The 19,651-nt window shown below is 54.6% G+C and carries 13 protein-coding genes, 2 tRNA genes, 3 rRNA genes and 2 pseudogenes; 10 read left to right on the top strand and 10 right to left on the bottom strand.

What is annotated here, in order from left to right; all coding sequences use genetic code 11:
• Nucleotides 1-43: 43 nt before the first annotated feature.
• The 3 genes from ELB75_RS03950 (at nt 44) to ELB75_RS03940 (ending at nt 3,329) form a co-directional block, all read left to right on the top strand.
• Entirely contained in the window at nt 44-694 is a 651-nt protein-coding gene (locus ELB75_RS03950) for a pyrimidine 5'-nucleotidase (protein ID WP_126982803.1), read from the top strand.
• Between the two features lie 112 nt (nt 695-806).
• Nucleotides 807-2,237 (top strand): MFS transporter, encoded by a 1,431-nt coding sequence (locus tag ELB75_RS03945; RefSeq protein ID WP_126982802.1) that lies wholly within the window; start codon nt 807-809, stop codon nt 2,235-2,237.
• Between the two features lie 296 nt (nt 2,238-2,533).
• Nucleotides 2,534-3,329, top strand: a protein-coding gene (locus tag ELB75_RS03940; protein WP_126982325.1) for an IS5 family transposase whose coding sequence is annotated in 2 segments (ribosomal slippage) — nt 2,534-2,899 and nt 2,901-3,329 — 795 coding nt in all. Because the reading frame shifts where the segments join, the coding sequence is not laid out codon by codon here.
• A gap of 17 nt (nt 3,330-3,346) precedes the next feature.
• On the opposite strand, the gene ELB75_RS03935 is transcribed toward ELB75_RS03940, so the two are convergent.
• From ELB75_RS03935 to ELB75_RS03920, 4 genes are all read right to left on the bottom strand, one after another.
• Nucleotides 3,347-3,535 carry a zf-HC2 domain-containing protein gene (locus ELB75_RS03935; RefSeq protein ID WP_126982801.1) on the bottom strand — a complete coding sequence of 63 codons (189 nt, stop codon included), beginning with the start codon at nt 3,533-3,535 and terminating at the stop codon, nt 3,347-3,349.
• Nucleotides 3,536-3,548: 13 nt separating this feature from the next.
• The gene (locus tag ELB75_RS03930) at nt 3,549-4,151 is read right to left on the bottom strand and encodes a sigma-70 family RNA polymerase sigma factor (RefSeq protein WP_126982800.1); all 603 of its coding nucleotides are present in this window, start codon (nt 4,149-4,151) and stop codon (nt 3,549-3,551) included.
• Nucleotides 4,152-4,490: 339 nt separating this feature from the next.
• Nucleotides 4,491-4,910, bottom strand: coding sequence for an HIT domain-containing protein (locus ELB75_RS03925; RefSeq protein ID WP_126982799.1), 420 nt, complete (start codon nt 4,908-4,910; stop codon nt 4,491-4,493).
• Nucleotides 4,911-5,016: 106 nt separating this feature from the next.
• Nucleotides 5,017-7,218 (bottom strand): UvrD-helicase domain-containing protein, encoded by a 2,202-nt coding sequence (locus ELB75_RS03920; RefSeq protein ID WP_126982798.1) that lies wholly within the window; start codon nt 7,216-7,218, stop codon nt 5,017-5,019.
• Nucleotides 7,219-7,360: 142 nt separating this feature from the next.
• Here ELB75_RS03920 and ELB75_RS03915 point away from each other — a divergent pair.
• Nucleotides 7,361-7,759, top strand: a pseudogene (locus ELB75_RS03915) (transposase); the annotation flags it as partial.
• 120 nt (nt 7,760-7,879) lie between these two features.
• On the opposite strand, the gene rrf reads toward ELB75_RS03915, so the two are convergent.
• From rrf to ruvC, 6 genes are all read right to left on the bottom strand, one after another.
• Nucleotides 7,880-7,993 (bottom strand): 5S ribosomal RNA (rrf, locus tag ELB75_RS03910).
• Between the two features lie 171 nt (nt 7,994-8,164).
• Nucleotides 8,165-11,137, bottom strand: a 23S ribosomal RNA gene (locus ELB75_RS03905).
• Between the two features lie 335 nt (nt 11,138-11,472).
• Nucleotides 11,473-11,548, bottom strand: a tRNA-Ala gene (locus ELB75_RS03900).
• A 35-nt stretch (nt 11,549-11,583) separates the two neighbouring features.
• Nucleotides 11,584-11,660, bottom strand: a tRNA-Ile gene (locus ELB75_RS03895).
• Between the two features lie 69 nt (nt 11,661-11,729).
• Nucleotides 11,730-13,271: ribosomal RNA gene (locus ELB75_RS03890) — 16S ribosomal RNA — on the bottom strand.
• The 16S, 23S and 5S rRNA genes sit together here with 2 tRNA genes alongside, the layout of an rRNA operon.
• A 353-nt stretch (nt 13,272-13,624) precedes the next feature.
• Entirely contained in the window at nt 13,625-14,161 is a 537-nt protein-coding gene (gene ruvC, locus ELB75_RS03885) for a crossover junction endodeoxyribonuclease RuvC (protein ID WP_126982797.1), read from the bottom strand.
• Between the two features lie 205 nt (nt 14,162-14,366).
• Between ruvC and minC the strand changes: the two genes are divergently transcribed.
• The 6 genes and pseudogenes from minC to ELB75_RS12835 all read left to right on the top strand — a co-directional run bounded on the left by minC (nt 14,367) and on the right by ELB75_RS12835 (nt 19,643).
• Nucleotides 14,367-15,086, top strand: a complete 720-nt coding sequence (gene minC / locus ELB75_RS03880; RefSeq protein WP_126982796.1) for a septum site-determining protein MinC — start codon at nt 14,367-14,369, stop codon at nt 15,084-15,086.
• A 138-nt stretch (nt 15,087-15,224) separates the two neighbouring features.
• The gene (gene minD, locus ELB75_RS03875) at nt 15,225-16,034 is read left to right on the top strand and encodes a septum site-determining protein MinD (RefSeq protein WP_126982795.1); all 810 of its coding nucleotides are present in this window, start codon (nt 15,225-15,227) and stop codon (nt 16,032-16,034) included.
• A 3-nt stretch (nt 16,035-16,037) separates the two neighbouring features.
• On the top strand, nt 16,038-16,310 hold the full coding sequence (gene minE / locus ELB75_RS03870) for a cell division topological specificity factor MinE (RefSeq protein ID WP_126982794.1): 273 nt from the start codon (nt 16,038-16,040) through the stop codon (nt 16,308-16,310).
• Nucleotides 16,311-16,313: 3 nt separating this feature from the next.
• Nucleotides 16,314-17,234: a hydrogen peroxide-inducible genes activator gene (locus tag ELB75_RS03865; RefSeq protein ID WP_126982793.1), complete on the top strand. Its 921-nt coding sequence runs from the start codon at nt 16,314-16,316 to the stop codon at nt 17,232-17,234.
• A 239-nt stretch (nt 17,235-17,473) separates the two neighbouring features.
• Entirely contained in the window at nt 17,474-18,370 is an 897-nt protein-coding gene (gene glyQ, locus ELB75_RS03860; protein ID WP_126982792.1) for a glycine--tRNA ligase subunit alpha, read from the top strand.
• A gap of 55 nt (nt 18,371-18,425) precedes the next feature.
• Nucleotides 18,426-19,643, top strand: a pseudogene (locus ELB75_RS12835) (DUF3375 domain-containing protein).
• Nucleotides 19,644-19,651 lie beyond the last annotated feature (8 nt).

Below are 19,651 nucleotides of genomic sequence, written 5' to 3'. Positions count from 1 at the left end.
GCAGCAGCTATATAATTCGGTTTTTTATTTTTCAGGTAGCCTCATGCCGCCCTCCCAGCCCGTTTGGCTGTTCGACCTAGACGACACCCTGCACCGCGCCGATGCGGGCATTTTCCGCCTCATCAACCGCCGCATGACCGAATTCATGGCACGCAAACTGAACCTGAGTCTGCCCGAAGCCTCCGATTTGCGCGAACACTATTGGCGGCACTACGGCGCCACGCTCGGCGGTTTGCAGCAGCACCATCCGCAGGTCTGCCCCGCCGAATTCCTGTGCCAAAGCCACCACCTGCCCGAACTCATCGCTGCCTTGCAGCCGATGCCGCACACCGATACCGCGCTCGCCGCCCTACCCGGCCGCAAAGCCGTGTTTTCCAACGGCCCAGCGTTTTATGTGCGCGCCCTGATCGAAGCCATGCGGCTGGGCAGCCGTTTTGAAGCCCTGTTCGGCGTGGACGACCTTGCCCTGCACTACAAGCCGCAGCCGCAGGCCTTCCATATGGTGTGCGCCGCGCTGGCCGTGCCGCCGCAGCAATGCGTGTTGGTGGACGACAGCCCGGCCAATCTGCAAGCGGCCAAAGCTTTGGGCATGCGCACGGTGTGGTTCGGCAGCCGCGCCCGGCCGCAGCCCTTTGCCGACCATATCGTCCGCGATATGCGCGAGCTGCAGGTTCTGGCTGGCGAAATCAGGTAAAATCTGTCCCTTACACTCTAATATTGGGTTTCAGGTAGCCTATTTAGCCAGCTGAAACTCACGCTTTCAGGTAGCCCCTTGGCCATAATCAAACAACAAGAAAGAACGCCCTATGCAACACACCGATTCCGCCGACACCCAACACGAATACTTCGCCGACCGCCCCGGCTTCCCCGCCAAAACCATCGTGGCCACGCTCTTTATCGGCGCCTTCTTCGGCTACCTGAACGACACCCTGCTCAACGTGGCGCTCACGCCCATCATGCGCGATTTCCACATCGACAAAACCACCGCCCAATGGCTCACCACCGGCTTTCTCCTGGTGATGGGCGCATTCACGCCGATTACCGCCGGCGTTATCCAATGGTTCGAAACCCGCAAAATGGTGCTCATCACCCAAGCCACCTTCCTCGCCGGTTCGTTGATTTGCGCCCTCGCGCCCAATTTTGGCGTGCTGCTGGTCGGGCGCATGGTGCAGGCCATATCCGCCGCCTTCTTCGTGCCGTTGCTGTTTAACGGCATCCTCAATATCTTCCCGCCCAACCGGCGCGGCACAGCCATGGGCGTAATCACCATGATGTTTACCGCCGCCCCCGCGCTTGGCCCCACCCTCTCCGGCATCATCATCGACCATACCCACTGGCGTGTGATCTTCGCCGCCACCGCGCCGTTTATGCTCGTGGCCATGTTTCTCGTGGGCAAATATCTCAGCGTCAACCTCAGCCCCACCATCCGCCCCAAAATCGACATCCCCTCCGCCCTGCTCTCCATCGGTGGCTTCGGCGGCCTGGTGTATGCCTGCAGCAACTTCGCCAGCCTGCCCCCGGCCGAATTCGTGCTGCTGTTGGCCGGCTCGGTGGTGCTCATCGGCTGGTTTGTGCGCCGCCAGTTCCATATCGCCACGCCGCTTCTAAACCTGCGTGCCCTGCAATACCGCCAATTCAGCCTCTGCCTCGCCATCCTCGCCTGCGCCGGTTTCCTCTTCCTCGGCCTCGAACTGATGATCCCCATCTACACCCAGCAAGTGCTGCTGCTCTCCGGCACCGCCACCGGCCTCATCCTTATGCCCGCCAGCATCGCCCAGGCCTTGGCCGCCCCGCTGTTTGGCAAACTGCTGGATAAAAAAGGCGGCCGCTTCGTGGTGCTGCCCGCCACCATTATGCTCACCGCCGCCCTGGCCGTATTGTGGGGCTACCTGAAAATCGACACCCAAACCACCGCCCTCTCCGCCATGTTTGCCCTGATGGCCGTGTCCGTATCCGCCTGCATCACCGGCGAAACCCACGGCCTCAACGCCCTGCCCAAACACCTCAACCCGCACGGCGCCGCCATCATCACCACCATCAACCCCATCGCCGGCGCCATCGGCGCAGCCTTCTTTGTGGGCACCACCAACATCGGCGAGCGCCTCTCCAGCGGCAGCAGCCCGCAGCAGGCCATGCTCAACGGCATCCACCTGAGTATGAGCCTCGCCCTGGCAGTAGGCATCCTCACCATCATCTGCGCCTACCGGCTCAAACCAGCTAAGGTGATAAGCGATTAGGTAACTAACCAGCAAAACCCACAAGGTCAATATCCGTCATGTGCAATAATCCTAAATATATTTCGCAAACAAAATGTTACTTAAAAACAGGGAATAGATAGCCTGTCTACCCCTAATATCTCATTAATTAAAAAAGGAGTGAGCGATGAAGTCATATGCCTTATTACTGGCAGCCGGGTTGGCCGTCTGCACCACGTCGGCAGCGGCGCATAATGCGCCGGGACGGACTACTTGGAAACAGATGCCGGAAATAACAGACCTCTTGCGAAAGTATCCTGAAAATTTACCATTCCCAAATGAAATACGAAAACCTCATCCAAAGAAGCGATAGCGAATTCAAACGGCTCACAGGTGTAACGCCCGTCCTTTTTCACGAAATGCTGCAAGTCACCACAGAAGCAGAAAGCCGGAAGGTCAAGTCGGGCAGGCCGCATACGCTCGGTTTGGCAGACCAACTGCTGCTTACCCTAAGCTATCTGCGCCATTACCATACCCAACTCGAATTGGCCGCCATCTACGGCCTTTCCGAAAGCAATGTCTGCCGCACCATCCGTAAAACCGAGGACGCCCTCATCCGTTGCAAACGCTTCTCCCTGCCAAAGCACAAGAATCCGGGCGACCAAACGGTCATCATTGACGTTACCGAAAGCCCGATTGAACGTCCCAAAAAAACAGCGGCAGTATTACAGCGGCAAGAAAAGGCGGCACACGGTTAAAATCCGGGTCATATACGGCAGGGAAACGGAAAAAATCATCAGCATCCGGACGGGGATGGGTGCCCGGCATGACATGCGTTTAGCCAAGAGGCACCTTGCAGAGCTTTATCCCTACAAAATAGTCATCGCGGATAAGGGTTATCAAGGATTGGCCAAAACCGGATTACAGACCCCGAAAAAGAAATCCAAACGTCATCCGCCGGACAAACAGGATAAAGAGGCGAACAGGCGGTTAGGCAAACTCAGAACCGTCATCGAGCACATCAACAGGAAACTGAAGATATTCAAAATATTGTCGCTGCCTTACCGCAACAGGCGGAAACGGTTCGGGTTAAGGGCAAATCTGATTGCAGGACTGGTTAATGCGATGGGATGAATATTTTCGCAAGAGGTCTATTTATCTTCAGCCTGTTTCTGCCGCACATGGCGCATTGCCAAACTGATGGTGTCCAGCTGTTTCTGATAGCGTTGGCAGGGTGAACAAACTAGGAGGTGCAGTCGCAGCTGCCAACGCTCCCAAAGGCTCAAGGGGCGGTCATGTTGCAGCGAAATCAGTTCTGCGGCTCGTTGGCATTTCAGCATAGTCGTTCCCTCATTATCCATTTAACCAGTTGCTTTGCAGGCAGCGACGCAGGCCGTTGCGGGCTCGGTAGAGAATGGTATAGCAGTTGTCGGCGCTGATACCGGTTTGCTGGCAGATTTCAGCCACTTCCAACCCCATCCACTCGCGCAGCATAAATACCCGCGCGGTATTATCCGGCAGGTGCTCAAGACAGTATTCCATGGTATGCATAAATTCCTGCTGCCGGATGGTGTCTTCCGGGGATGCCCATGTCTGAGGAGCAGCGCTGCCCGTCCAATGGCCGCTCTCGTCAAACTGCTGCTGGCGGACAGCATCAAGAAACTGCTCGTCTTCACTGCTCACGTGCCATTGCAGCTGGTTTTTGCGGCTGCGCAGGCTATCTAATAAAGTATTGCGCAAAATGGCGAATACCCACGTTTGCCATTGTGCATCCGCCTTAAACTGCTGCCGACGGGCAAAGGCTTTCAGCATGGTGTCTTGCACCACATCTTCTGCCCATTGGGCATCGTGTAGCTGCAGGGTGGCAAAGCGTAAAAGTTTACGCCTCAGTTCGGCGGTATCCGTTTGCTGCCAAACCTGTTCATGATTGTTGGATTCTGCTTGTTCGGATTTCATCTTGCTATGGAAGGCTACCTGAAATTTTCAGGTAGCCTCATACCGTGAGAGGTACCTTGTGGTTAGACGATTGGGCTACTGTGATTCTGACATTGCTGCTGCATCTATAGTGAATTAACAAAAACCAGTACAGCGTTGGTTCGCCTTGCCGTAACGTGTGTACTGTCTGCGGCTCGCCGCCTTGTCCTGATTTTTGTTAATCCACTATATCTGCTTTACTGGATGCTTTCAAAAGGCTACCTGAAACTTTTTCAGGTAGCCTTTTAGCATTACCGCAGGCATGGTGTTACGTGCAACTGATTTAATGACGCTGCTTCGATATACTGCCACGGAGCACGGCTACGCTATGGCCTCACGCAGTTTGGCAGCCAGCGCGGCCAATTCGGCGTGGTCGGCCATTTTATCTTCATGTTCCTCCAGATCGTGCAGATGCCCGGGGATCAGGTGCATATGATAATGGAACACGCTCTGCCCGGCTTCTTGGCCGTTGAGCTGCATTTGCACGATGCCGTGCCGCTGCAAAACTTTGCGCTGGGCGGCAATGATTTTCTTGGCAGCGGCAAACACGGCTTGTGCATATTCTAATGGCAGATCGCTCAGCTCCACGGCCTGCGTTTTCGGCACAACCAACACATGGCCACGCGCCTGCGGCATCACGTCGAGGAAGGCGAGGACTTTTTCGTCTTCATATACCGTATGATTGGGGATTTCGCCGCGCAGGATTTTGGCGAAGATGTTGTTACTGTCGTATGCGGACATGGCGTTCTCCTTAATAATCAATGGAATTTTTTAGCTGCGTTGAAGCTGATGTTTTTCAGGTAGCCTATTGAGCAATTGGCTTCAAGCCTTAAGGCTACCTGAAAACTCACACGGCTTCCAGTTTGGCAAATTTGGTGTCCAGCACCTTGATGCCCTGCTTGCCGAAGTTTATGGTAAGGCGGGCGCTGTCGGCTTTGTGTTCTCCTTCAATGATCACACCGGTACCGAATTTGGCGTGCCGCACATTTTGGCCGATGCTGAAGCCGTCATAGTCCTGTTTTGCCACCGGTACAGCCCACTCTGCCCTACTCTGTTGGGGCCGGCCTTCGGGCACGGGGAAGCGTGGTTTCAGCACGGGGGTAAGCAAGTACAGCAAATCAGATGGGATTTCCTCCACAAAGCGCGATACAGTGCCGAAATGGGTTTGGCCGTGCAACATCCGCTGTTGCGCCATGCTGATGTAGAGCCGCTGCCGTGCGCGCGTGATGGCCACATACATCAGCCGCCGCTCCTCTTCCAGCCCACCATGTTCGGCCAGGCTCAATTCGCTGGGGAAACGGCCTTCTTCCATGCCGGTGAGAAATACTGCATCGAATTCCAGCCCTTTAGCGGCATGCACGGTCATTAGCTGTACGGCAGACTCATCGGCGGCAGCCTGGTTTTCACCGGATTCAAGCGCAGCATTGCTCAAAAAGGCAAGCACGGGGAAGGCCGGGCTCTCTGCGGCATCAGCGGGCAGGGTTTCAAACGTGCTGTCTTCAGGGCGGAATTCTTCAGCCGCTCGGATGAGTTCGTCCAAGTTGTCTAAGCGGTCTTGATGATCGACTTTTTGGTTTTGGTAATACTCATACAGGCCGCTGCTGCGTACGGCCTCGGCCACAATTTCAGGTAGCCCTATTGAGCCAATGCTGCCGCGCAGGCTTTCAATCAAGCGCACAAAGGCGGCTACTTTGCCATTTTTCACAGCCACGCGGCAGGCTGCCTGCCACAGCGGTATGCCTTCCTGCGAAGCAGCGGCTTGAATGTTTTCCACCGTACGGCTGCCAATACCGCGTGCGGGCACGTTGATGACGCGCAATAGGGCGTTATCGTCGTCGGGGTTAACCGCCAGCCGCAAATAAGCAAGTGCGTGTTTAATCTCCTGCCGCTCATAAAAGCGCAGGCCGCCATAGATTTTATAGGGCAGGCCGGCACGGAACAGGGCTTGCTCGAGAACGCGCGACTGGGCGTTACTGCGATAGAGCACGGCAGTTTGTGCCAAATCCATGCCGTCGCGGTGCAGGGCTTTGATTTCTTCTACCACAAACTCGGCTTCTTCACTGTCGGTAAAAGCGGAAAGGAAGCGGATTTTTTCGCCATGCTCGGCTTCAGTGCGCAGGTTCTTGCCCAAGCGGCCGTCGTTATGGGCAATCACGGCATTGGCCGCAGCAAGGATATTGCCCACCGAACGGTAGTTCTGCTCCAGCTTAATGGGAGAGGCTACCTGAAATTCGCGCATGAAATCGGCCATATTGCCCACGCGCGCGCCACGGAAACGGTAGATGCTTTGATCGTCGTCGCCCACAGCAAATACGGCAGTATGTTGCCCGGCCAGGAGTTTGAGCCAGTCGTATTGCAGTTTGTTGGTATCTTGGAATTCGTCGACCAAGATGTGGTTGAAGCGGTTTTGGTAGTGAGTACGCAGGATCTCATTGCTTTGCAGCACTTCATAGCTGCGCAACATGAGTTCGGCAAAATCTGCTACCCCTTCCTGCCGACACAGACGATCGTATTCGGCATAGCATTCAATCAGGCGCTGTTCAAACGGGTTGCTGGCATGCAGTACGGCTGCACGCAAACCTGCTTCTTTTTGCGCGTTGATAAAGCCTTGCAAGGCACGCGGGGCGATGATTTCTTCAGAAATGTTGAGAGCTTTGAGCAGGCGTTTGGCTAGAGCGAGCTGGTCACTGCTGTCTAAAATCTGGAAGGCAGCTGGCAGACCAGCTTCTTTGTGATGCAAACGCAGGAATCGGTGGCACAGGCCATGAAACGTGCCCAGCCACATGGCACGGATATTCAGCGGCAACATGGCTTCGAGCCGAGCACGCATTTCTTTAGCCGCCTTATTAGTGAACGTAACCGCCATCACCGAATGCAAGCCGGCCTGACCGGTATGCAGCAGCCAGGCAATCCGTGTGGTAAGCACCTTAGTTTTACCGCTACCAGCACCAGCCAGCACCAAAGCAGATTGTGCCGGCCAGGTTACCGCAGAGAGTTGCTCATTGTTCAGGCCGGAAAGTAGGGAGTTTTGTGAAGCTGATGTAAGCACGATCCGAAGTATTGGAATAACAGAAGAAGCGTAGATTATATAACCAAAATCCCTGGCGGATTCGGATTTGAAATGCAACTTTCCATAACAGAAAAAGGCCGGTATGCGGTAGCATACGGCCTTTCCTGCAAGAAAGATTGCCATGGGCTACACACAACCGACCCAAGACGAACGATATCATATCCAATACCTGTCACGCCACTGCACCATAACCGAAATCGCCAAACAGCTTAACCGCCACAAAAGCACCATCAGCCGCGAAATCAGGCGGCACCGCACACAAGGGCAGCAATACAGCGCCGAACAAGCCCAACGGCAAAGTCGGCTGACCAAACAGCGTAAGCGAAAACCCTATAAGCTCCACTCGCAGCTAATCCAATACATCCACACCCTTATCCGCCGCAAACTCAGTCCCGAACAAGTATGCGCCTACCTGCGCAAACACCACCAAATCACGCTCCATCACAGCACCGTTTACCAACACCTTCGCCAAGACAAAAGCAACGGCGGCACTTTGTGGCAACACCTCAGAATATGCAGTACCCTTATTCCTATCCCGGTTTGTTTCCATTTTGTCTTTGCTTTTGTCTTCGCCGTATTTTCTTTTCGTTGTTTTCCATAAAACACAACACCCGCCATCAGGCGGGTGTCATCAATAGGTGTTTGGCAGTGTCCTACTTTCACACGGGTAATCCGTACTATCATCGGCGCTGGTTCGTTTCACGGTCCTGTTCGGGATGGGAAGGCGTGGGACCAAACCGCTATGGCCGCCAAACTTAAACTGTACAAATCGTCAAGCCACCGCAGTATCCACTGCGGCCAATCAAATCAAACTGTTCTGTCCGGCTACAAACCAAACATCGGGTAATGTGTATCGATTCCAGTAAGCTTTATTCTATTGAGTACTCTTCCCGGTGTCTCCACACCGCAAAGCACTTCAAATGATAGAGTCAAGCCTCACGAGCAATTAGTATGGGTTAGCTGCACGCGTTGCCGCGCTTCCACACCCCACCTATCAACGTCCTGGTCTAGAACGACTCTTCAGGAGGGCTTAACCCTCAGGGAAGTCTCATCTCCAGGCAGGTTTCGCGCTTAGATGCTTTCAGCGCTTATCCTTCCCGAACTTAGCTACCCGGCGATGCCACTGGCGTGACAACCGGTACACCAGAGGTTCGTCCACTCCGGTCCTCTCGTACTAGGAGCAGCCCCTGTCAAACTTCCAACGCCCACTGCAGATAGGGACCAAACTGTCTCACGACGTTTTAAACCCAGCTCACGTACCACTTTAAATGGCGAACAGCCATACCCTTGGGACCGACTACAGCCCCAGGATGTGATGAGCCGACATCGAGGTGCCAAACTCCGCCGTCGATATGAACTCTTGGGCGGAATCAGCCTGTTATCCCCGGAGTACCTTTTATCCGTTGAGCGATGGCCCTTCCATTCAGAACCACCGGATCACTATGTCCTGCTTTCGCACCTGCTCGACTTGTCGGTCTCGCAGTTAAGCTACCTTTTGCCATTGCACTATCAGTCCGATTTCCGACCGGACCTAGGTAACCTTCGAACTCCTCCGTTACTCTTTGGGAGGAGACCGCCCCAGTCAAACTGCCTACCATGCACGGTCCCCGATCCGGTTCACGGACCTGGGTTAGAACCTCAAAGTCACCAGGGTGGTATTTCAAGGACGGCTCCACAGAAACTGGCGTCTCTGCTTCTAAGCCTCCCACCTATCCTACACAAGTGACTTCAAAGTCCAATGCAAAGCTACAGTAAAGGTTCACGGGGTCTTTCCGTCTAGCAGCGGGTAGATTGCATCTTCACAACCACTTCAACTTCGCTGAGTCTCGGGAGGAGACAGTGTGGCCATCGTTACGCCATTCGTGCGGGTCGGAACTTACCCGACAAGGAATTTCGCTACCTTAGGACCGTTATAGTTACGGCCGCCGTTTACTGGGGCTTCGATCCGATGCTCTCACATCTTCAATTAACCTTCCAGCACCGGGCAGGCGTCACACCCTATACGTCCACTTTCGTGTTTGCAGAGTGCTGTGTTTTTAATAAACAGTCGCAGCCACCGATTCTCTGCGACCCTCCAAAGCTTACGGAGTAAATCCTTTACCTCAGAGGGCATACCTTCTCCCGAAGTTACGGTATCAATTTGCCGAGTTCCTTCTCCCGAGTTCTCTCAAGCGCCTTAGAATTCTCATCCTGCCCACCTGTGTCGGTTTGCGGTACGGTTCGATTTAAGCTGGAGCTTAGTGGCTTTTCCTGGAAGCGTGGTATCAGTCACTTCGTATCCGTAGATACTCGTTATCGCTTCTCGGTGTTATGAAGAACCGGATTTGCCTAATCCTTCCACCTACCGGCTTGAACAAACTATTCCAACAGTTTGCTGACCTAACCTTCTCCGTCCCCACATCGCACTTAAATCAAGTACGGGAATATTAACCCGTTTCCCATCGACTACGCATCTCTGCCTCGCCTTAGGGGCCGACTCACCCTGCGCCGATGAACGTTGCGCAGGAAACCTTGGGCTTTCGGCGAGCGGGCTTTTCACCCGCTTTATCGCTACTCATGTCAACATTCGCACTTCTGATACCTCCAGCATTCCTTACGAAACACCTTCTCAGGCCTACAGAACGCTCCCCTACCATGCACGCTTCATTAAAACAGCTATCCCCACCTATTCATGCTCGACTTTGATGGGCGCTTTCCGTCGCTTCGCTCCGGCAAGCTGTTTTAAGGAAGCGTGCATCCGCAGCTTCGGTTATAGATTTGAGCCCCGTTACATCTTCCGCGCAGGATGACTCGACCAGTGAGCTATTACGCTTTCTTTAAATGATGGCTGCTTCTAAGCCAACATCCTGGCTGTCTAAGCCTTCCCACTTCGTTTACCACTTAATCTATCATTTGGGACCTTAGCTGGCGGTCTGGGTTGTTTCCCTTTCGACAACGGACGTTAGCACCCGCTGTCTGTCTCCCATGATTGCACTTTCCGGTATTCTGAGTTTGCCATGGGTTGGTAAGTCGCAATGACCCCCTAGCCATAACAGTGCTTTACCCCCGGAAGTGATACATGAGGCACTACCTAAATAGTTTTCGGGGAGAACCAGCTATCTCCGAGTTTGTTTAGCCTTTCACCCCTATCCACAGCTCATCCCCGCATTTTGCAACATGCGTGGGTTCGGTCCTCCAGTACCTGTTACGGCACCTTCAACCTGGCCATGGATAGATCACTCGGTTTCGGGTCTACACCCAGCAACTATGTCGCCCTATTAAGACTCGGTTTCCCTACGCCTCCCCTATCCGGTTAAGCTTGCTACTGAATGTAAGTCGTTGACCCATTATACAAAAGGTACGCAGTCACACCGCAAGGGTGCTCCCACTGTTTGTATGCATCAGGTTTCAGGTTCTATTTCACTCCCCTCCCGGGGTTCTTTTCGCCTTTCCCTCACGGTACTGGTTCACTATCGGTCGATGATGAGTATTTAGCCTTGGAGGATGGTCCCCCCATCTTCAGACAGGATTTCTCGTGCCCCGCCCTACTTGTCGTATGCTTAGTACCACTGCCGGAATTTCGGATACGGGGCTATCACCCACTATGGCGGAAGTTTCCAATTCCTTCTCCTATCCCGACGGCTATCACATACAGGCTGCTCCGCGTTCGCTCGCCACTACTTGCGGAATCTCGGTTGATTTCTTTTCCTCCGGGTACTTAGATGGTTCAGTTCTCCGGGTTCGCTTCTCTAAGCTTATGTATTGGGCTTAGGATACACATTGCTGTGTGGGTTTCCCCATTCGGACATCACCGGATCAAAGCTCTATTGCCAGCTCCCCGATGCTTTTCGCAGGCTTACACGTCCTTCGTCGCCTATCATCGCCAAGGCATCCACCTGATGCACTTATTCACTTGACTCTATCATTTGAAGTGCCTTTTTGACTTCGCCTGCGCTGCGTTGACGACAACTGGGGCTTAAGGCCTCTACTCTGATAAAGCTTACTGCTTGTTGTGTCCGAATCCTGCCTTTTGTGTTTCAGGATTCGGTCGATACAATCATCACCCAAATTCTGTATGACTTATCTCTGGGATAAGCCCTACTTCGTTTGTTTGTTGATTTCGGCTTGCCAATTTGTTAAAGATCGATGCGTTTTAACTTCGCAAATAAAAATAAACTACAAACTACCGCGTAAACTGCAAGCTGCAGCAGCTTACTCGCATATTTAGCATACTTTTATTTGGAAAGTATTGTGTGGTGGAGGCAAACGGGATCGAACCGATGACCCCCTGCTTGCAAAGCAGGTGCTCTACCAACTGAGCTATGCCCCCAGTACCTGGGCGGATCTGCTCCGCTCTACGACTACTGGTGGGTCTGGGAGGACTTGAACCTCCGACCCCACGCTTATCAAGCGTGTGCTCTAACCAGCTGAGCTACAAACCCAACATTCTCTTCGCATCTGTATCCGATTACCGATAGGTGTGGATGCTCTACCCCTGCTTCTTTCTCTAGAAAGGAGGTGATCCAGCCGCAGGTTCCCCTACGGCTACCTTGTTACGACTTCACCCCAGTCATGAAGCATACCGTGGTAAGCGGGCTCCTTGCGGTTACCCTACCTACTTCTGGTATCCCCCACTCCCATGGTGTGACGGGCGGTGTGTACAAGACCCGGGAACGTATTCACCGCAGTATGCTGACCTGCGATTACTAGCGATTCCGACTTCATGCACTCGAGTTGCAGAGTGCAATCCGGACTACGATCGGTTTTCTGGGATTGGCTCCGCCTCGCGGCTTGGCTACCCTCTGTACCGACCATTGTATGACGTGTGAAGCCCTGGTCATAAGGGCCATGAGGACTTGACGTCATCCCCACCTTCCTCCGGTTTGTCACCGGCAGTCTCATTAGAGTGCCCAACTAAATGATGGCAACTAATGACAAGGGTTGCGCTCGTTGCGGGACTTAACCCAACATCTCACGACACGAGCTGACGACAGCCATGCAGCACCTGTGTTACGGCTCCCGAAGGCACCCTTCCGTCTCTGGAAGGTTCCGTACATGTCAAGACCAGGTAAGGTTCTTCGCGTTGCATCGAATTAATCCACATCATCCACCGCTTGTGCGGGTCCCCGTCAATTCCTTTGAGTTTTAATCTTGCGACCGTACTCCCCAGGCGGTCGATTTCACGCGTTAGCTACGCTACTAAGCAATCAAGTTGCCCAACAGCTAATCGACATCGTTTAGGGCGTGGACTACCAGGGTATCTAATCCTGTTTGCTACCCACGCTTTCGAGCATGAACGTCAGTATTATCCCAGGGGGCTGCCTTCGCCATCGGTATTCCTCCACATCTCTACGCATTTCACTGCTACACGTGGAATTCTACCCCCCTCTGACATACTCTAGCTACCCAGTTCAGAACGCAGTTCCCAGGTTAAGCCCGGGGATTTCACATCCTGCTTAAGTAACCGTCTGCGCTCGCTTTACGCCCAGTAATTCCGATTAACGCTCGCACCCTACGTATTACCGCGGCTGCTGGCACGTAGTTAGCCGGTGCTTATTCTTTAGGTACCGTCAGCAAAAAGTGGTATTAGCACTTCCCTTTTCTTCCCTAACAAAAGTACTTTACAACCCGAAGGCCTTCTTCATACACGCGGCATGGCTGGATCAGGGTTGCCCCCATTGTCCAAAATTCCCCACTGCTGCCTCCCGTAGGAGTCTGGGCCGTGTCTCAGTCCCAGTGTGGCGGATCGTCCTCTCAGACCCGCTACTGATCGTCGCCTTGGTAGGCCTTTACCCCACCAACTAGCTAATCAGTTATCGGCCGCTCGAATAACGCGAGGTCTTGCGATCCCCCGCTTTCTCCCTCAGGACGTATGCGGTATTAGCCAATCTTTCGATTGGTTATCCCCCATTACTCGGTACGTTCCGATATCTTACTCACCCGTTCGCCACTCGCCGGACAGTAGTGCAAGCACTACCCCGCTGCCGTTCGACTTGCATGTGTAAAGCATGCCGCCAGCGTTCAATCTGAGCCAGGATCAAACTCTTATGTTCAATCTCTAACTTAATAACTTCTGGTCTGCTTCAAAGAAACCGACAGGACAATGTCAAACATCGTCTTGTCTTCTTCTCAACAGTGCAGGTGTAAAACACCCACACTTATCGGTAATCTGATTGTTAAAGAGCTGCCGAACCAAACTGACGCATAATCACAACTGCAAACAGTAAATAATCAAACCGCAAACAGCAAATTGTGCCGTAAGGAACAGCGAAGATGCGAACTATACGCCGCCAAAAAAACTTTGTCAAATACCTAAAAATAAAATATCGAACAAAAATGACTAAGCCTCTAAGGAAAAATGAAATTTAACCGGCACAAATACAACCAACCACTGACCACCTGAAAACTAAACCTGAAACCGGCCGCCTTTAATCTGTGAAGCGTTGTGTAATTTTGCTGCCAAACTATGGTTACGCAATGCATGGGTGAGTGCCACAGCCAACCCATCGGCCGCATCAGCTTGCGGCTTTCCTGACAACTTCAGCATCTGCACCACCATATGCTGCACCTGCTCCTTCGCCGCTTTACCCTGCCCCACCACCGCCTGCTTCACCTGCAAAGCCGTGTATTCATATACAGGCAGCCCACGCAGCACCAGTGCCGCCACCGCCGCGCCGCGAGCCTGCCCCAGCATCAGCGTGGCAGCGGGATTAACATTCACAAACACCTGCTCCACCGCCGCCTGATTCGGCCGATAAGTATCAATAATCTCACCGATGTGCTGCACGATAATGCCGATGCGCCCGGCCAGCTCGTCGTCCGGGATGGTTTTGATGCAACCGGATGCCACATAGCGATGACTCTGCCCCAGCACATCAATTACACCAAAACCCGTTACCCGGCTGCCCGGGTCGATGCCCAAAATCCGTATCGGCTTCTGCATAGTTTTTCCATTTAAATTGCTCAAACTGGTTTTCAGGTAGCCTCTAAATTACCAAACAGGCTACCTGAAAGCGATTCGCCGCATTATAAGCCAAGTTTTCAGGTAGCCTGATAATAAGCCGACCATCGCACAAATTTGAAGTAGCCTACATAAAACGGTAAACTGCGAGCCGTTTCAATTCTTAAATTACGACTCCATCGCACCGATGAAGCCAGCATTCGACATCAAATCCGCCCGCCTTGACGCGCTCGCCATCCAGCTCAACACCACTGAGCTGGCGGCCATCCGGCAAACCCTTACCGAGCGCGCCGCACAATACCGCGAACTCAGCGATATGCCGCTGCTGCTCGACGTGCAGGCATTCGACTCGCCGGACAATCTGGATTTAGACAGCCTGCTCGGCCTGTTTGCCGAGCACAGCCTGCCTATCGGCACCCTGCGCCATCACGACGAACAATGGCAGGCCGCCGCCCGCGCCCATCACTTAGCCTTTTGCAGCGATAACGCCAATGGTGAAGAACAAAAAAGGCTACCTGAAAATACGCAACACGAAACGCCCAGCACCCCGCCAGCTCCTGCCGTGCGACAAACCCTTGTGGTGGAGAAACCGATCCGTACCGGCCAGCAGGTATACGCCGAAAACGCCGACCTGATCGTACTGGGTTTAGTGAACGAAGGAGCCGAAGTGATTGCCGACGGCCATATCCACGTTTACGCCCCCTTGCGCGGCCGCGCCTTGGCAGGCGCCAGTGGCGATCAAAACGCCCGCATTTTCGCCCAATCGATGCAGGCCGAGCTGGTATCCATCGCCGGCATCTACCGCACTTTCGACCAACAGCTGCCCCCGCACCTCCACCGCCAGGCCGTGCAGGTCTATTTGCAAAAAGAGCGGCTGGCCATCGCCGCCCTCAGTGAGATTATTTGAAAGCAACCCACATTTAATCGGCTACACACAAAATACAAACGGCGGCAAACCATTTTCAGGTAGCCTTTTCAGGCAACCCGCCAAACGTAACAACCCATTTCAACAAAACAGATTCACATAAGGGAAAGGACCATAACCGTGGCAAAAATCATAGTAGTAACCTCCGGCAAAGGCGGCGTGGGCAAAACCACCACCAGCGCCAGCATCGCCAGCGGCCTGGCTTTGAAAGGACACAAAACCGCCGTCATCGACTTCGACGTCGGCCTGCGCAACCTCGACCTCATCATGGGCTGCGAACGCCGCGTGGTGTACGACTTAATCAACGTCATCCAAAACGAAGCCACGCTCAACCAGGCTCTGATTAAAGACAAACACTGCGACAACCTGTTCGTGCTGCCCGCCTCGCAAACCCGCGATAAAGACGCACTTACCCGCGAAGGCGTGGAACGCGTGCTCTCCGAGCTCACCGAAAAAATGGACTTTGAATTCGTGATTTGCGACTCACCCGCCGGCATCGAAACCGGTGCGCTGATGGCGCTGTATTTTGCCGACGAAGCCATCGTCACCACCAATCCCGAAGTGTCCAGCGTGCGCGACTCCGACCGCATCTTGGGCATCCTGCAGAGCAAGAGCCGCCATGCCGAAAAAGGCGAACAGGTGAAAGAACACCTGCTGATTACCCGCTACAACCCCGAGCGCGTGGAAAGCGGCGAAATGCTTTCCGTGAAAGACATTGAGGACGTGCTGCGCATTCCCCTCTTGGGCGTGATCCCCGAATCGCAAAGCGTGCTGCAGGCCTCCAACGTCGGCCTGCCCGTCATCCACCAGGAAGGCGCGGCCGCCGAAGCCTATAAAGACGTGGTGGCCCGCCTTTTGGGCGAAAACCGGCCGATGCGTTTCCTGGAAGCGGAGAAAAAAGGCTTCCTGCAACGCCTGTTCGGAGGATAGGCCATGTCATTGATTGACGTCTTGTTCGGCAAGAAAAACAAATCCGCCAGCATCGCCCGCGACCGCCTGCAGATCATCATTGCGCAGGAGCGCGTGAAATCCCAAGCGCCGGACTACCTGCCCACCCTGCAGAAAGAGCTGCTGGAAGTGCTGTCAAAATATGTACACGTGTCGCCGGACGACATCCGTATCTCGCAGGAAACGCAAAACGGTGTGGACGTGCTGGAACTCAACATCGTTTTGCCCGACCTGCAACGCAAAAACGAAGAAAGCTAAACCATGACTCTGACCGAACTGCGCTATATTGTGGCCGTTGCACAAGAACGCCACTTCGGCCGTGCCGCCCAACGCTGCTTTGTCAGCCAGCCCACTCTCTCCATCGCGATTAAAAAGCTGGAGGAAGAGCTTTCGGTTTCGCTGTTCGACCGCAGCAGCAACGAAGTCAAGCCCACCGAAACCGGCGAGCGCATCATTACTCAGGCGCACCGCGTGCTGGAAGAGGCCGACCGCATCAAACACCTGGCCGCCTCCGAACAAAACGAGCTGGCCGGCGTGTTCAAGCTGGGGCTGATTTTCACCGTAGCACCTTATTTGCTGCCGCGCTTGATTTTGTCGCTGCGCAAGCTGGCGCCCGATATGCCGCTGATACTGGAAGAGCACTACACCGCCAACCTCACCGATTCCCTCAAAAAAGGCGAGTTGGATGCCATCGTGGTGGCCGAACCCTTCCAAGAGCCCGGCATCATCACCGAGCCGCTGTATGACGAGCCGTTTTTTGTCATCGTGCCGAAGGGGCACGAGTTTGAAGAGCTCGACGCCGTATCCGTGCAGCAGCTGACAGAACAGCAGGTGCTGCTGCTCAGCGAAGGCAACTGCATGCGCGACCAAGTTTTAGAAAGCTGCAGCAAACTGGCCTCCCGCCAGCGCATCCTCGGCCTGGCCAACACCCTGCAGGGCAGTTCCATCAACACCATCCGCCACATGGTGGCCAGCGGTCTGGGCATCAGCGTACTGCCCTCCAGCGCCCTCACGGACAACGACCACCTGCTGTTTTCCATCATCCCCTTCGAGCCGCCCGTACCCACCCGCCGCATCGTATTGGCCTCGCGCCGCAACTTCGTGCGACCGCAGGCATTGCAGGCATTGCGCCAAGCCATCCTGAAATCCCAGCTCACCGGCGTGCGTTTTGCCGAAGCCTAGCCGGTTTGGCGAAGGCTACCTGAAATCGTCTGATTATTTTTTCAGGTAGCCTTAAAACGGCCGGTGAACGGCAAACCATAATGCCAGCCGAAGCAAGTGCTTCAGCCATGCCTTTAAAGATGAAAAGGCTACCTGAAAATCCCAACAACCATTTTTCAGGTAGCCTTTAGCTTTGTTTTGTTTAACCGGCAAACCAAGTACAATACCGCCATTATTTTTTCCAACTTTCCCGCACAACCATGCTCACCTTCCAACAAATCATCTTCAAACTGCAAAACTACTGGGCCGCCCAAGGCTGCACCCTGCTCCAGCCGCTCGATATGGAAGTCGGCGCCGGCACATCCCACCCCGCCACCTGCCTGCGCGCACTCGGCCCCGAACCGTGGTTTGCCGCCTACGTCCAACCCAGCCGCCGCCCCAAAGACGGCCGCTACGGCGACAACCCCAACCGCCTGCAGCACTACTATCAATTTCAGGTAGCCCTCAAACCCGCCCTCGCCAATATCCAAGACCTCTATCTCGATTCCCTGCGCGAATTGGGCATCGACCCCAAAGTGCACGACATCCGCTTCGTCGAAGACGACTGGGAAAACCCCACCCTCGGTGCATGGGGTTTGGGCTGGGAAGTTTGGCTCAACGGCATGGAAGTCACCCAATTCACCTACTTCCAACAAGTCGGCGGCATCGACTGCACCCCCGTGCTCGGCGAAATCACCTACGGCATCGAACGCCTGGCGATGTACCTGCAAGGCGTGGAAAACGTCTATGACCTCGTTTGGGCAAAAACACTGGACGGCAACACCATAACTTACGGCGACGTGTACCACCAAAACGAAGTCGAACAATCCACCTACAACTTCGAATACAGCGATGCCGACTGGCTGCTGCGCCAGTTCAACGACTACGAAGCGCAAGCCAAACGCCTGCTGGCCGTGGAAGACACCAGCCTCGCCCTGCCCGCCTACGAGCTCGTCCTCAAAGCCGGCCACACCTTCAACCTCCTAGACGCACGCGGCGCCATTTCCGTAACCGAGCGCGCCACCTACATCGGCCGCATCCGCGCCCTAAGCCGCGCCGTGGCGCAGAAATACGTCGAAAGCCGCGAGAAGCTGGGTTTTCCACTGATGAAAAAATAGGGCGACGAGCCGACTGGATTTTTCAGGTAGCCCCGGCTGACATAAGGACAGCCCCGTGAACTTCACCGTCGAACAAAACCGTTTCCGGCAGATTGCCAAAGGTCATCCCGCCTGGAAACTACTGCGTGCGCGGCATGCTCCCACAGTGCTGGCCTTTATTGCGGCGGCGTTTGCCGAGAAAAACGAGCTCCCCTACGGCCAAGCCCGCCTGCTGCTGGAAGACGGCATTACGCGCAACCGCGAAACCGGCTTCTGGGACGAAGGCGAGACCCCTGCCGCCACTTATCTGAACGAATGGATTAAAGAAGGCTGGCTGCGCGAAATGGACGATGTCCTGATGCCCACCGATGCCGCCGACCAAGCACTGCGTTTCGTGCGAAGCCTGCAAGAGCGGCAGCGCGGCACCACGGCCTCCCGGCTGCGGCTGGTGCAGGAGGCCGTGCGCGACTTTGCCGCCGCCGTCGACGACGACACCGAACGGCGCATCGCCGTACTGCAACGCAAAAAAGCCGAAATCGAGCAGGAAATCGCCCAAATCGCCGATGGCAGCGTGCCCGAATACTCCGCCAACCGCCAAGCCGAAATGCTGGAGCAGATTTACGATTTGGCCTCCGGGCTCACCACCGACTTCCGCTTTATGGAAGACGAAATCCGCCGATTCGACCGCCTCGCCCGCATCCGCATCCTCAAAGGCGGCTACACGCGCGGGCAAGTGCTGCAAACCGTATTCGAGCGCGAAAAATGGCTCGACAACACTTCCGCCGGCGACGCTTTCAACAGCTTTTTCGAGTTGCTGTGCCATCCCTACCGCAGCGGCGAATTCCGCGAGCAACTGGAGTAAATTTTGGCCAATCCCGCCGCACAACACCTATCTCCCGTGCGCCGCCTGTTTTTAAGCCGCCTGCTGTCCGAACTCAATGGCGAGAGCAAACGCGTGTTCCGCATCCGCCGGCGTACCGAGCAGGAGTTGCGCGCCTACGTGGAAAGCGGCATGGCCAACGAAAACCAAGCCGTAGACGGCAAAATCCGCGAGCTGGAACGGCTGGCCATGCTGCTGCGCGAACAAAACTGCCGCACAGACACACCAACCGCCCTCAGCCTAAACGTGGGCAGCATCGCCATTTCCTCACCCAACAGCATGAAGCTGCGCCAAGCTTCTTCCGGTTTTCAGGTAGCCTCAATCGAAGAACATCCCAACAGCCGCCGTGCCAGCGAAGATATCCTAAAGAGCTTGGACAACGTGCAAATCCGCCCAATCGCCCTTGCTCTGTAAACCATTAT

The organism is Eikenella corrodens (assembly GCF_003990355.1).
In the GTDB taxonomy this organism is placed as follows: Bacteria; Pseudomonadota; Gammaproteobacteria; order Burkholderiales; family Neisseriaceae; genus Eikenella; species Eikenella corrodens_B.
This window is presented reverse-complemented; position numbering and strand designations above follow the sequence as displayed.

Coding starts and splice junctions, on each gene's coding strand:
- minC (WP_126982796.1), top strand. CDS start 14,367: ATGAAGCCAGCATTCGACATCAAATCCGCCCGCCTTGACGCGCTCGCC.
- ELB75_RS03945 (WP_126982802.1), top strand. CDS start 807: ATGCAACACACCGATTCCGCCGACACCCAACACGAATACTTCGCCGAC.
- ELB75_RS03865 (WP_126982793.1), top strand. CDS start 16,314: ATGACTCTGACCGAACTGCGCTATATTGTGGCCGTTGCACAAGAACGC.
- ELB75_RS03925 (WP_126982799.1), bottom strand. CDS start 4,910: ATGTCCGCATACGACAGTAACAACATCTTCGCCAAAATCCTGCGCGGC.
- minE (WP_126982794.1), top strand. CDS start 16,038: ATGTCATTGATTGACGTCTTGTTCGGCAAGAAAAACAAATCCGCCAGC.
- glyQ (WP_126982792.1), top strand. CDS start 17,474: ATGCTCACCTTCCAACAAATCATCTTCAAACTGCAAAACTACTGGGCC.
- ELB75_RS03935 (WP_126982801.1), bottom strand. CDS start 3,535: ATGCTGAAATGCCAACGAGCCGCAGAACTGATTTCGCTGCAACATGAC.
- ELB75_RS03930 (WP_126982800.1), bottom strand. CDS start 4,151: ATGAAATCCGAACAAGCAGAATCCAACAATCATGAACAGGTTTGGCAG.
- ruvC (WP_126982797.1), bottom strand. CDS start 14,161: ATGCAGAAGCCGATACGGATTTTGGGCATCGACCCGGGCAGCCGGGTA.
- ELB75_RS03950 (WP_126982803.1), top strand. CDS start 44: ATGCCGCCCTCCCAGCCCGTTTGGCTGTTCGACCTAGACGACACCCTG.